Origin of the sequence: Ectopseudomonas alcaliphila (assembly GCF_900101755.1) — a bacterium.
Classification (GTDB): Bacteria; Pseudomonadota; Gammaproteobacteria; order Pseudomonadales; family Pseudomonadaceae; genus Aquipseudomonas; species Aquipseudomonas alcaliphila.
On the sequence record NZ_FNAE01000001.1, the window covers coordinates 1,702,034 to 1,715,309 of the forward strand.

General features: G+C 64.2%; 12 protein-coding genes. 4 read left to right on the forward strand and 8 right to left on the reverse strand.

Annotated elements, in window-relative coordinates; translation table 11 throughout:
- Positions 1 to 23 precede the first annotated feature (23 nt).
- Both dbpA and BLR77_RS08020 read left to right on the forward strand, forming a co-directional pair.
- Entirely contained in the window at positions 24 to 1,400 is a 1,377-nt protein-coding gene (gene dbpA / locus BLR77_RS08015) for an ATP-dependent RNA helicase DbpA (RefSeq protein ID WP_072423413.1), read from the forward strand.
- 41 nt (positions 1,401 to 1,441) lie between these two features.
- A complete protein-coding gene (locus BLR77_RS08020) occupies positions 1,442 to 2,677 on the forward strand; it encodes a GGDEF domain-containing response regulator (RefSeq protein ID WP_072423414.1) in 1,236 nt (411 codons plus the stop codon).
- Here the strand turns inward: BLR77_RS08020 and BLR77_RS08025 are convergent, their stop codons facing one another.
- Entirely contained in the window at positions 2,678 to 3,409 is a 732-nt protein-coding gene (locus BLR77_RS08025) for a substrate-binding periplasmic protein (RefSeq protein ID WP_074676485.1), read from the reverse strand.
- 206 nt (positions 3,410 to 3,615) lie between these two features.
- On the opposite strand from BLR77_RS08025, the gene BLR77_RS08030 reads away from it, so the two are divergent.
- The gene (locus tag BLR77_RS08030; protein WP_074676486.1) at positions 3,616 to 4,800 is read left to right on the forward strand and encodes a BaiN/RdsA family NAD(P)/FAD-dependent oxidoreductase; all 1,185 of its coding nucleotides are present in this window, start codon (positions 3,616 to 3,618) and stop codon (positions 4,798 to 4,800) included.
- A 202-nt stretch (positions 4,801 to 5,002) separates the two neighbouring features.
- Complete coding sequence (locus tag BLR77_RS08035; protein ID WP_074676487.1) at positions 5,003 to 6,814, forward strand: SLC13 family permease; 1,812 nt, start codon at positions 5,003 to 5,005, stop codon at positions 6,812 to 6,814.
- A gap of 8 nt (positions 6,815 to 6,822) precedes the next feature.
- Here the strand turns inward: BLR77_RS08035 and BLR77_RS08040 are convergent, their stop codons facing one another.
- The 7 genes from BLR77_RS08040 to BLR77_RS08070 form a co-directional block, all read right to left on the reverse strand.
- Positions 6,823 to 7,458, reverse strand: coding sequence for a dioxygenase family protein (locus BLR77_RS08040; protein ID WP_074676488.1), 636 nt, complete (start codon positions 7,456 to 7,458; stop codon positions 6,823 to 6,825).
- Positions 7,459 to 7,561: 103 nt separating this feature from the next.
- Positions 7,562 to 8,683, reverse strand: a complete 1,122-nt coding sequence (gene ald / locus BLR77_RS08045) for an alanine dehydrogenase (protein WP_074676489.1) — start codon at positions 8,681 to 8,683, stop codon at positions 7,562 to 7,564.
- A gap of 92 nt (positions 8,684 to 8,775) precedes the next feature.
- On the reverse strand, positions 8,776 to 9,459 hold the full coding sequence (locus BLR77_RS08050; RefSeq protein WP_074676490.1) for a glutathione S-transferase N-terminal domain-containing protein: 684 nt from the start codon (positions 9,457 to 9,459) through the stop codon (positions 8,776 to 8,778).
- A complete protein-coding gene (locus tag BLR77_RS08055; protein WP_074676491.1) occupies positions 9,456 to 10,157 on the reverse strand; it encodes a glutathione S-transferase N-terminal domain-containing protein in 702 nt (233 codons plus the stop codon). Before BLR77_RS08055 ends, BLR77_RS08050 begins: the two co-directional genes overlap by 4 nt.
- A gap of 62 nt (positions 10,158 to 10,219) precedes the next feature.
- Positions 10,220 to 10,759: a TetR/AcrR family transcriptional regulator gene (locus BLR77_RS08060; RefSeq protein WP_083366034.1), complete on the reverse strand. Its 540-nt coding sequence runs from the start codon at positions 10,757 to 10,759 to the stop codon at positions 10,220 to 10,222.
- An 89-nt stretch (positions 10,760 to 10,848) separates the two neighbouring features.
- Positions 10,849 to 11,610, reverse strand: coding sequence for a slipin family protein (locus BLR77_RS08065; RefSeq protein WP_074676493.1), 762 nt, complete (start codon positions 11,608 to 11,610; stop codon positions 10,849 to 10,851).
- Entirely contained in the window at positions 11,610 to 13,070 is a 1,461-nt protein-coding gene (locus BLR77_RS08070) for an NfeD family protein (RefSeq protein ID WP_074676494.1), read from the reverse strand. The genes BLR77_RS08065 and BLR77_RS08070 overlap by 1 nt, the downstream gene beginning before the upstream one ends.
- Positions 13,071 to 13,276 lie beyond the last annotated feature (206 nt).

Here is a 13,276-nt window from a genome sequence, read left to right on the forward strand (position 1 = left end):
TTCTTCACCCCCGAGCTCTTGCCGTGACCGCTACTGCCTTCGCCAGCCTGCCCATTTCTGCCGCCATGCAGGCCAACCTCGCCGCCATCGGCTATGCCGAGATGACGCCCATCCAGGCCGCCAGCCTGCCGCTGATTCTCAAGGGCCGCGACCTGATCGCCCAGGCCAAGACCGGCAGCGGCAAGACCGCGGCCTTCGGCATCGGCCTGCTGCACCCGCTCAACCCGCGCTACTTCGGCTGCCAGGCCATGGTGCTGTGCCCGACGCGCGAACTGGCCGATCAAGTGGCCAAGGAAATCCGCCGCCTGGCCCGTGCTGCCGACAACATCAAGGTGCTTACCCTGTGCGGCGGCGTGCCCTTCGGCCCGCAGATCGGCTCGCTGGAGCACGGTGCGCACGTGATCGTCGGCACACCGGGCCGGGTGCAGGAGCATCTGCGCAAAGGCACGCTGAAAGTCGATGGGCTCAATACCCTGGTACTCGACGAAGCCGACCGCATGCTCGACATGGGCTTCATCGACAGCATCGCCGAAATCATCGAGCAGACCCCGGCACGCCGTCAGACTCTGCTGTTCTCCGCCACCTATCCGCCAGCCATCGAACAGCTTGCCGCACGTTTCTTGCGTAGCCCGGAGCGGGTCGAAGTGGAGGCTCAGCATGACGACGGGCAGATCGAGCAGCGCTTCTACGAAATAGCGCCGAGCCAACGTATGGAAGCGGTCAGCACCCTGCTGCGGCATTTCCGCAAGCAACCGACGGTGGCCTTCTGCGCCACCCGCCAACAATGCGACGAACTGGCCGCACAGCTGGAGGCCGAGAAGATTTCCGCCGCCGCGCTGCATGGCGATCTGGAACAGCGTGATCGCGATCAGATTCTCGCGCTGTTCGCCAATCGCAGCCTCAGCGTGCTGGTAGCCACCGACGTCGCAGCGCGCGGCCTGGATATCGCCGGGCTGGAAATGGTGATCAACGTCGAGCTGTCGCGTGATGCCGAGGTGCATATCCACCGCATCGGCCGTAGTGGTCGCGCTGGCGAGAAAGGCCTGGCACTGAGCCTGGTGGCCCCGGCCGAAGCTGGTCGCGCCCAGGCCATCGAAACCCTGCAAGGCAAGGAACTGGCCTGGTACCCGCTGCCTGCAGCAAAGGCGACGGGTGAGCCGCTGCTGCCGCCGATGCACACCCTGTGCATCGGCGCCGGACGCAAGGACAAACTACGCCCCGGCGATATCCTTGGTGCCCTGACCGGCGACGCCGGGCTGCCCGGTAGCCAGGTCGGCAAGATCGCCCTGTTCGACTACCAGGCCTATGTCGCCGTCGAACGCGACGTCGCCCGCCAGGCGCTCAAGCGCCTCACTGAAGGCAAGATCAAGGGTAGAACGCTGCGTGTGCGTCTATTGTAAGGCTGATATAAAGAATCAAACGGCCTGGGCCGGAGTCACCCATGCGCAATATTCTGGTCATTGAAGACAGCCCACTGGTACTGAAGATCCTCGAGCATCTGTTCCGTCAGGAAACCGATCTGGAACCGATCTTCTGTGCCTCACTGGCAGAAGCGGAAGTCATGCTGGAGACCTCTGCGGCGCTGTTCTTCGCCGCCATCGTCGACCTGCACCTACCGGACGCGCCGGACGGCGAAAGCGTCGATCTGGTGATGCGCTACCACCTGCCGTGCATCGTGCTCAGCGGCAGCTACAACGAACAGCGCCGCGACGAATTGCTGATGAAAGGCGTGGTCGATTACGTACTCAAGGAGAGCCAGCACTCCTACGAGTACGCCTTCCGCCTGCTGCACCGGCTCGACCACAACAGCCATATCAAGATTCTCATCGCCGACGACTCTGCGGCGCAGCGTCACTACATTCGCCATATCCTCGAGCCGCACCACTACCAGATCATCGAGGCCAGCGACGGCAAGGAGACCCTGCGCCAGCTCAATGAGCATCCAGATATCGACCTGCTGGTGCTCGACCATGCCATGCCCGGCGTCAGCGGTTTCGAGCTGGTCAAGCTGCTGCGCCAGAAACTGCGCCTCAATGACCTGATCATCATCGGCGTGTCCGCCGACCCCAAGGGCTCGCTCAGTGCGCAGTTCATCAAGCACGGTGCCGACGACTTCCTGCGCAAACCCTTCTGCCCTGAAGAACTGAACTGCCGGGTAATGTCGACCCTGGAGCGACGCGACCTGTTGCGCGCACTGAAGAAGGCCGCGCAGTTCGATGCCCTGACCGGCCTGAACAACCGCCGCGCCTTCTACGAACAAGGCATGCAAATACTGCAGAAGGCGCAACGGGAAAGTCGCGAGGTCAGCGTGGCGATGCTCGATCTCGACCACTTCAAACAGATCAACGACGGCTTCGGTCATGCCAGCGGCGACAGCGCCCTGGTGGTGTTCGCCCGAGCGATGAGCAATGCCTTCCCCGACATACTGCTGGGTCGCCTGGGCGGTGAGGAGTTTGCCCTGCTGACCCTGCATGGCGCGGACCATGTGGCTCAGGCACTGGATAAACTGCGCCGGCAGTGCGCCGGCCTGCATTACGCCGTCGGTGCGCCCGCGCTATCGTTCAGCGCAGGCCTCTATCAGGGTGAACCCGAGGACCTGGAAAGCCTGCTGCATGAAGCCGACATTCGCCTGTACCGGGCCAAGCAACAGGGCCGTGCCCGCACCGTACTGGCCTGATCAGGGGCTGTGGCGCTGCAGCGTCGCGGCATAACTGCCGTCGCCGCTCATGGCCTGAATCGCCGTATCGAAGCGCCTGGCAATGTCGCGATGCTGGGCCAGACTGCGCCGCACCAGGATATGCAGGCCGTTCTCGCTCAAGGGCTGCGGCAGGAACTCCAGTTCATCGCGGATGGCACTCAGCTTGCGACCGAGCAGGTGGCGCGCGACCAGCTCATCCTCCAGCGCCAGCTGCACGCGCCCGGCATGCAGCATCCGCGCGGCGATTTCGAAACTGCCGACACCAACCTTGAGCAACTGCGGATCGCTGTCGAATTCCCTGGAATAGGCATAGCCCCTGACCACCGCGATGTTGTGCGGGTAGAGATCGGCCAGGGTCTCGAACTGAATGTCGCTCCCTTTGCGCCGCATGAAGCGGATACGGTTGACCAGATAGGGCTGGGAGAAATAGCCGTACTCGGTGCGATCGACGCTGTACCAGGCGTTGATCAGCACATCGTAATCGCCACGCTTGAGCCCCAGCACCGCGCGTTCCCAGGGCACCTCCACGTAGCTGGTGGTGTAGCCGGCACGGGCGAGCGCCTGCTCCACCAGATCACTGGCCAGACCTTTGCCGGGCAACCGTTGATCATTGAACGGCGGCCAGGGGTCGGCCACCAGGCGCAACAGCTCGGCCGAGGCCAGTGCCGGCGACAGCATCAAGAGCAATAGCCAGGCACGCACTGCGGGCATTGGTGGCGATCCATTCGTAATGATCAGTTCTAGTGATAGCAGGCACAACGCCACTCGTCACTGTTTCATATCTGAGACAGTCAGACGGGCGTTACACGCTTGCCAGCCACACCGCGACAGAAGCGTCGGCCCAGAGCGGCTTCGGGTAAACTTCAGCGGTTTTCGCGCAGCGCTGGCTGCGTCAGCGATTCACCTGAGGACATTTCGTGTTGCAAACCGACGTACTGATCATCGGCGCAGGCGCCGCCGGCCTGATGTGCGCAGCCACCGCCGCAGCCCGTGGGCGCCGCGTGCTGGTGCTCGACCATGCCAACAAGGCCGGCAAGAAGATCCTCATGTCCGGTGGTGGGCGCTGCAACTTCACCAACCTGTACTGCGAGCCGAACAACTTCCTTTCCGGCAACCCGCATTTCTGCAAGTCCGCCCTGGCGCGCTTCACCCAGTGGGACTTCATCGGCCTGGTGGCCAAGCACGGCGTGCCCTACCACGAGAAGAAGCTTGGCCAGCTGTTCTGCGACAACAAGTCCAGCGACATCCTTGAACTGCTGCTGGCCGAATGTGCCGAGGCCGGGGCACAGATTCGCCTGGACACGGCAGTACACAGCATCGAAAAAACCGCAGGCGGCTTCCTGCTGCAAAGCGACCTCGGCGAAGTGGCCTGCCAGTCACTGGTGATCGCCACCGGCGGGCTGTCGATCCCGACCCTCGGCGCCACCGGCTTCGGCTATCAGGTGGCCAAGCAATTCGGTCATGAGCTGCTGCCGACCCGCGCCGGACTGGTGCCTTTCACCCTCACCGACCCGCAGCTCAAGACGCTGTGCACCGAGCTGTCCGGCACCTCGGTGGAAGACTGCCGGGTGAGCTGCAATGGCCAGAGCTTCGTCGAGAACATCCTCTTTACCCACCGTGGCCTGTCCGGGCCGGCGATCCTGCAGATATCGTCCTACTGGCAGCCGGGCGATACCGTACATATCGACCTGCTGCCGCATATCGATCTGCCCGAGTGGCTCGCCACCCAACAGCACGAGCGCGGCAACAGCGAGCTGAAAACCCTGCTGGCCGAGCTGTTCACCAAGAAGATGGCGAACCTGCTGGTCGACAGCTGGTTCGCCAACAAACCGCTGAAGCAGTACACGCCTGGCGAACTCAAGGCGATCGCCGAGCGCCTCTCTGACTGGCAACTGGTGCCGGCCGGCACCGAGGGCTACCGCACTGCGGAAGTGACCCTGGGTGGGGTGAACACCGACGAGGTGTCGTCGAAAACCATGGAATCGCTCAAGGTGCCGGGGCTGTACTTCATCGGTGAGGTGCTGGACGTCACCGGCCATCTCGGCGGTTTCAACTTCCAGTGGGCCTGGGCTTCGGGCTACGCCGCCGCACAATACGTTTGAGGCGAGGGTCTGTTGCCGTTTCGACGCCTGGTGCGTTGTGGCTCCACGTAAGAACTGGCGCCGTCGCGGTCGTGCACGCAACGGCAACAGCCCCAAGATATTTGCCCCCCATTTGACGGCGTAGCGGGAACTGCCGACGCGGCGCAGACTCTGCTATGAACAGCAGACACGAAGCTGCGTATAACAGGGACGGCGCCGCCTCATGACATTCGAGCAAGGCCAGATTTTCGTCATTCTCGTTGCCAGCATGGGCTTGTTCATCTGGGGTCGATGGCGCCACGACGTGGTGGCACTGGGCGCCCTGCTGACCTGCGTCATCGCCGGCCTGGTGCCAGAACGCGAAGCCTTCTCCGGCTTCGGTCATCCGGCAGTGATCACCGTCGCCAGCGTGCTGGTGCTCAGCCACGGCTTGCAGCGTACCGGCGCGGTCAATCGACTGGCCCAGCGGCTGCTACCCAGCGGTGCTGGCGTGCTGCTCTCCATTGCCGCGCTGACCAGCCTTGGCGCCCTGCTCTCTGCGTTCATGAACAACGTGGGCGCCCTTGCCCTGCTGATGCCCATCGCCCTGCAGATTGCCGCACGCCTGGAGTTGCCGCCGGGGCGAGTGCTGATGCCGCTGGCCTTCGGCACCATCCTCGGCGGCATGACCACGCTGATCGGTACACCGCCGAATCTGATCGTATCCAGCTTCCGCGCCCAGCATGGCGACGGTCCCTTTGCCATGTTCGATTTCAGCCCGATCGGGGTAGCCGTGGCGCTGGCCGGCGTGTTGTTCATCACCCTGCTCGGTTGGCGCCTGGTACCCAAGCGCGAAGTGGGCAACGCCGCCAGCTTCGACACCGGTCACTACCTGACCGAGGCGCGGGTCAAGGAAGGCGGCAAGGCACAAGGCAAGACCCTGCGCGAGATCGAGCAACTGCTCGATGAGGCCGACGCCCAGGTGGTGGCCATGGTGCGCAACAAGCTGCGCCTGACCGCACCCAATCCGCGGCGCGTGCTGCAGGCCGACGACGTACTGGTGATCGAGGCCGACCCGGGAGAGCTGGGCGAAGTACTCAGCCAGCTGGACCTGCTGCTCGAAGCCGAGCGCGAAGCCAAGGAAGCCGAACAGCGGGACGACAAGGCCAGTGATGCGGAGAAGAAAGGCAGCAATGACGAAGACCGCGCCATGCAGGAGCTGCTGGTCAAACCCGACTCATCGCTGATCGGTCGTTCCGCCAGCAGCACGCGTTTGCGCAGTCGCTACTCCATCAACCTGCTGGCTATCTCCAGACAGAGTCATCGCTCGATCAAACGCCTGCGCTCGACCCAGATCCAGAGCGGTGACGTGTTGCTGATGCAGGGCAGCGCCGAGGATATCGGCGAGTTCGCCAGCGACTATGACTGCGTGCCGTTGGCCGCACGCGCCATCAACATTCCCGATCCGCGTCAGGCCAACCTCGCGCTCGGCATCATGCTGCTGGCCATCGGCGCTGCCGCCTTCGGCCTGCTCTCGGCCGCGATTGCCTTCGCCAGCGGCGTGCTGGCCTACATGCTGCTGCGTCTGATACCGCTGCGCGCCGTCTACGAGTCCATCGACTGGCCGGTGATCGTGTTGCTCGGGGCTCTGATTCCGGTGGCCGGTGCGATGTCCGCCACGGGGGCAGCCGATCTGCTGGCACGCCTGCTGATGGAGAACCTGGCGCAAGGCAACGCCATCATCACCCTGACTCTGCTGCTGGTGGTGACCATGACCCTGTCGGATTTCATGAACAACGCGGCGACCGCCGCGGTGATGTGCCCGATCGCCCTCAGCGCCGCCAGCCAGCTCGGCGTCAGCCCGGACTCGCTGTTGATGGCGGTGGCTATCGGCGCTTCCTGCTCGTTCCTCACGCCTATTGGCCACCAGAACAACACCCTGATCCTCAGCCCTGGCGGGTTTCGCTTTGGCGACTACTGGCGCCTGGGCCTGCCCCTGGAAATGCTCGTGGTGCTGATCAGTGTGCCCATGCTGCTGTGGATCTGGCCGTTGTAATCCGCCACTCAGGAACTCGGGGTGATGCCGAGCACCACATCGAAGCGAGCGACCTGCTCGTCGGTCTGCCCGCTCACCGGCACGAAGGGCACGATCAGCAGTTCGCGCAAGCGTGGGTCGCGGATCGCATTGAGCAGACCATCGCGCTGATTGAGCGGCTCGCCATGGACATAGCACTGCGTGGCGAAACGCGGCATGCCGGGCAGGGTCACCGCCAGATGGATATGCGGGGTACGGCCGGGATAGGGCACCGGGCGGATGGTGCGAAACCGGTAGCGCCCATCGGCTGCGGTGGTGAAACGGCCATACCCCTGGAACCCGGGGTCGAGCCTCTGGCGGTCGCCGCCGCGACTGTGCAGATAGATACCGTTGCTATCCACTTGCCAGATTTCCACCAACGCCCCCGCCAGTGGACGACCTCCGGCATCGAGGATCAGGCCGTGCAGTTGCACGCGAATCCCGCGCGCCTCTGCGGCCTGACCTTCGACCCGCACCAGGTCGTTGTCGCTATCCAGCGGTAGTTGGTCGGGGTAGAAGGGGCCTAGCGTCTGCCGTGGCGTCAGCAGGCGCTCGGCCAGCACCAGCCCCGGATGGGCCAGCAGTATCCCGCCAGCGGCGAACAGAAGGTGACGGCGGCTGGACATGGTCATTTCCTCCGCTGCGCGGGTTCAGGTTGGCAGGCCTTGCCAGGCGCGCCTCTCGCCACTATCCGCAGCACGCACGGCGGCGTGGTGCGGACGGTGTCGGCTACAGGTGTTCAAGTACCCCGGCGGCCGACTGAAAGGGCAGGCCGTGGGCCTCAGCCACGCTGCCGCAGGTGATAGCGCCCCTGGCCACGTTGAGCCCGTTCAGCAGGTGCTGGTCGTCCTGCAAGGCGCGGCGTGTGCCCTTCTGCGCCAGCGCCACGACGAACGGCAGGGTGGCGTTATTCAGCGCCAAGGTCGAGGTGCGTGCCACCGCGCCGGGCATGTTGGCCACGCAGTAATGCACCACATCATCGACGACATAGGTGGGCTCGGCATGAGTGGTGGCGCGCGAGGTCTCGGCGCAGCCACCCTGGTCGATGGCGACGTCCACCAACACCGCACCGGCCTTCATCTGCCGCACCATCTCCGCAGTGATCAGCCTGGGCGCGGCAGCCCCGGGGATCAGCACGCCACCGATGACCAGATCGGCCGCCAGCACCTGCTCGCGTACCGCCGCGCGAGTGGAGTAGAGCGTGGTGATGCGATTACCGTACTGGGCATCGAGCCGGCGCAGCGCGTCGACACTCTTGTCCAGCACCGTGACATCGGCGCCCAGGCCCACCGCCATGGCCAGGGCATGGCTGCCGACCACGCCACCGCCGAGAATCACCACCTTGCCCGGCGCCACACCTGGCACGCCGCCAAGCAGCACGCCTCGCCCGCCACGGGCCTTTTCCAGGCAGCCGGCACCGGCCTGGATCGACATGCGCCCGGCCACCTCCGACATGGGCGCCAGCAGCGGCAGCCGGCCCTGCGCATCGGTCACCGTCTCATAGGCGATGCAGGTGGCACCGCTGGCCATCAGCTCCTCGGTTTGTGCCCGGTCCGGCGCCAGGTGCAGGTAGGTGAACAGCGTGTGATGGTCGCGCAACCTGGCGCGTTCCACCGCCAGAGGCTCCTTGACCTTGACGATCAACTGCCCCTGCTGGAACACCTCGGCCGAAGTCCCGGCGATCTGCGCGCCCGCTTCGCGGTAATCCTCGTCGGCGAAACCGATGGCATCGCCGGCATGGGTTTCGATCCACACCTCATGGCCGAGCGCAGTCAGTTCCGCCACGGACTGGGGTGTGAGGCCAACACGGTACTCGTGATTCTTGATTTCCTTGGGTACGCCGATTCGCATAACCATCTCCAACCATTGCGGGCCAACAGCCTGAAGTCTAGGAAAGCGTGAGCCAGCTCACAGGAAAATCCACCAGAAATTTCGCCCGCCCGTCATTGCCCGAACAACAGCCGCCGCGCCTCGGCGGTAAGCAGCGCCTGCGGGTCGGCATTCACCTGCTCCACCAGCGCGTAGGCGCGCTGCACCGCCGGTCGCGCGTCGATGCGCTCGAGCCAGGCGGCCATGTTGGGGAACTCCTCCAGCTTCTGGCGCTGCATTTCCCATAGTTTTGCCCAGGGGTAGATGGCCATGTCGGCGATGGAATAGTCGCCCGCCACGTACTCGCGCCCAGCCAGCTGGCGGTCCAGCACGCCGTACAGACGAGTGGTTTCCTTCACGTAGCGGTCGATGGCGTAGGGAATCGGCTCCGGCGCATAGCGCAGGAAATGATGGTTCTGCCCCGCCATCGGACCGACGCCGCCCATCTGCCAGTACAGCCATTGCAGTACCGAGAAGCGTGCGCGTGTCTCGCGCGGCAGGAACTGCCCGCTCTTGTCGGCCAAGTATTCGAGAATCGCCCCTGACTCGAACAGGGCGATGGGCTCGCCACCATCGGCCGGCGCATGGTCGACGATGGCGGGAATGCGGTTGTTCGGCGCGATCTTGAGAAACTCGGGTGCGAACTGCTCGCCCTTGCCGATATGCACCGGGACGACGCGGTAGTCGAGCCCGGCCTCCTCGAGAAAGATGCTGACCTTGTGGCCGTTGGGTGTGGTCCAGTAGTACAGATCGATCATTGGTTTTCCTCCACGTGGATCGCGGCCCGCTTGATTGGGCCGTGAGTCGCCTCATACGTCTGCAGGATGCGCGTGAACCAGGCGCCCAGCGCCGAATCGTCGGCCCAGGGTTGCGCGCCCAGGCACCAGGCCCAGAGCAGCATGCCGGCCAGCAGGTAGTCGCAACCGCCAGGTGCCTGACCGTCGAGAAAGGGTTGTTCGCGCAGCCATATTTCCAGCGGCGCCACGCCTTCACGAAACAACCGCTCACCGCCTTGCGGATCGGCGAATGCCTCCAGGCTCATGCCCAGCGCCTTCTCCCGGCTGCTGCGGAAATACTCGCGGTCGGCCGGGTCGATCACCTGCCAGACCCGCGGAATCAGGATTTTCAGCAGCGGCACACGCACCATATGAAAGCTCAGGCGCTCGACCAGGCGCGCGCGCTCGGCCGCCAGCCCTTCGCCGAGCAACGGGCGTTGCACATAGCGTTGGTCCAGGTAGGCGAAGATCGCCAGGCTGTCATGCATCGTTTCACCGTCGTCGTTCAGCACCGGCACCAGCTTCTGCCCGGAAAAGGCGATCAGCTCCTTGTCGGTGAAACGTATCGGCCGGCTCTGCCAGTCCAGCCCCTTGTGTGCCAGCGCCAGACGTACGCGCCAGCAATAGGGTGAGAACAGCAACTCAGGATCAGCGCCGCACAGCTCGAACAATTCCCGCATATCACCTCCTTTAAAAACCAATCAGTCCAGAATTAGGCGAACAAAAACCAGGACAAGACTGCTCAGGAGCCGTCCAGGCTGGCCATCACCACTGCCACGGTGGCGCGGATCGACTCCGCCGGCACCGCAGATTTAACCTGAGTACGCAGCCCGCTCATCACGCATTGCAAGTAGCTGGCGCGGGCGGCGAGGTTCTGGTCATTGCTCAGCTCCCCACAGGCCACGGCGCGCTCGAGCGCCTGCTCGAACACCTGGCAGATACCCACCGTGGCACGTTGCAGTAGAGGCACCAGTGCAGGCTCCGACAGCGAGAACTCGTTGGCGACGTTGACCAGCATGCAACCGCGCGGCACGCCATCGGGGCCACTGTCATCCAGCACGCTGAGCAGGCGCTCACGAATGAAGCCGAGCGGCGAAACACTGGCCTGAAGCTGCTCCAGAAGCAGGGTACGGCGTTGCTCCACGTAGCGGCTGAAGGCAGCGACGAACCAGGCCTGCTTGCTCGGGTAGGTCTGGTACAGGCTGCTCTTGGACAGCCCGGTAACCGCCTGCAGATCGTGCAGCGATGCGGCCTCATAGCCGCGCTGCCAGAACAGCTGCATGGCGTTTTCCAGGGCCCGGTCCGGGCAGAAGCTTTTGGGGCGTCCACGTGTCGTCATGCGGGGAATTTAGAACCTATCAGTCCATAAATTCAAGCTTTGGGTTCCTTCATGTCCACGATCCCGCGCAACAGCTCCACCGGCAATGGAAAGACGATGGTCGAGCTCCTGTCGTTGGCGATATTGCTCAGCGTCTGCATGTAGCGCAGTTGCATGGCGCCGTTCTGCCGACCAAGCATCTCGGCCGCCTGCATCAGTTTCTCCGACGCCTGCAATTCACCTTCGGCATGGATCACCTTGGCCCGCCGCTCGCGTTCGGCCTCGGCCTGCTTGGCAATGGCGCGCACCATGGATTCGTCGAGATCGACATGCTTGATCTCGACGTTGGCTACCTTGATGCCCCAGGCGTCGGTTTGCGCGTCGAGCACCTGCTGGATGTCGACGTTGAGCCGCTCACGCTCGGCAAGCATCTCGTCCAGCTCGTGCTTGCCGAGTACTGCACGCAGGGTGGTCTGCGCCAGTTGGCTGGTGGCGATGTGGTAATCCTCGACCTGGATGATCGCTTTCTGTGCATCAAGCACGCGGAAATAGACCACCGCGTTGACCTTGACCGAGACGTTGTCACGGGAGATCACGTCCTGGGTCGGCACATCCAGCACGATGGTGCGCAGGTCAACCCGCACCATTTGTTGCAGCCCGGGGATGACCAGCACCAGACCCGGCCCCTTGACCCGCCAGAAACGACCGAGTTGAAACACCACCCCACGCTCGTACTCGCGCAGGATGCGAAACGACGTGGCAAGCAATGCCAGGACGATGATTAGCAACGAAAGAAAACTCAGTTCAAAACCCATCAGGAACCTCCTTGGGGCGGCAGCTCATCCACCGCGCTGACCTGTAGATGCACACCCTCGCGTGCCGTGACTCGGACCTGCTGCCCAGGCTGCAACACAGAGGAGCCCTGCACTTGCCAGCGCTCCCCCTGCAGCGCCACCCAACCGGAGCGCGGATCGTCGTCGCGCACCGCGGCTATCGCCACCAGGCTGCCGACCAGACCGCTGTCGCCGGCCACCTGTTGACGTCGCCTGGCCTTGAGCGCCATGCCGACTATGGCCAGAATCAGGCCTGCGCTGACCAACGCCAGGGTGACGATCAGCGCCAGCGGAATACCAAAACCAGGCACGTCGGTGTCGATCAGGATCAGCCCGCCGAAGACGAAGGCCACCACCCCGCCGATGCCGAGCACGCCGAAGCTGGGCAGGAATGCCTCGGCGGTGATGAAGGCGATGCCGAGCAGGATCAGCGCCACCCCGGCGTAGTTCACCGGCAGCAGCTGCAGGGCGTAGAGGGCGAGCACCAGGCTGATGCCGCCGAGCACGCCGCCGACGCCACTGCCAGGATTGGAGAACTCGAAGAACAGGCCGTAGACACCGATCATCATCAGAATCAGCGCCACGCTGGGGTTGGTGATCACCGCCAGCAGACGAGTACGCCAGTCCGGCGCATGGCTGATCAGCCATGCGCCGGCGGTGGTCAGGGTGACCTCGACGCCCGCCGCCTGCAGCGTCTTGCCCTCGAGCTGACGCATCAGATCGGTCAGGTCCTTGGCCAGGTAGTCGATCACCTGCTGTTCCAGCGCCTCTTCGGCGGACAGGCTGACCGCCTCCCGCACCGCACGCTCGGCCCACTCGGCATTGCGCCCGCGCATGTTGGCCAGGCCACGAATGTAGGCAGCAGCGTCATTGACCTGCTTGGCGGTCATGGCATCGGCGGGCATCTTGTCGGCTTCGCCCTCCTTGCCTTCCTTGCCTTCCTTGCCTGCGTCGCCCTTGTCCTCGCCCGCCGGCTTGCTCGGCGTGCCGGGCATGCCGATCGCCACCGGGGTGGCGGCGCCGAGGTTGGTGCCCGGCGCCATGGCGGCGACATGACTGGCGTAGAGGATATAGGTACCGGCGCTGGCTGCTCGCGCGCCACCTGGGGCGACATAGCTGGCCACCGGAATGGGACTGGCAAGAATCGCCTTGATGATCGCGCGCATGGAGGTATCCAGGCCGCCCGGCGTATCGATCTCGATCACCACCAGTTGCGCGCCCTCGTCCACCGCCTTGGCCAGACCGCGCACCAGATAGTCGGCGCTGGCGGGGCCGATCACCCCGTCTACTTGCAACTGCACCACCGCGCCCGGTGCCGCACTCACCCCCACCGAGCCACAGAGGGTCAGGACACACAGACACAGGCGCAACCAGCCAGGTAACACGTTCGACTCCCGGGCACCGCATTGATACCAGACAGGCAGCGGCCCCTTCCTGAGCATAGTCCATGCCTCCAGGAGCTCCCGCGACTGGACGGATGGATGTGATACAGGGGATGTAGACGAAGTTGCCGGCTACACCGACCGTGGCCTGGCAGCAGCGACTCTATTCACGCTGTTGACGGCGAAGTGGCGAACAACGGCTGGGGATATCGGCACGCTGCACCTGTTCGAAGCCCGGCGCATGCGCTTGCGCGCATACCGATACC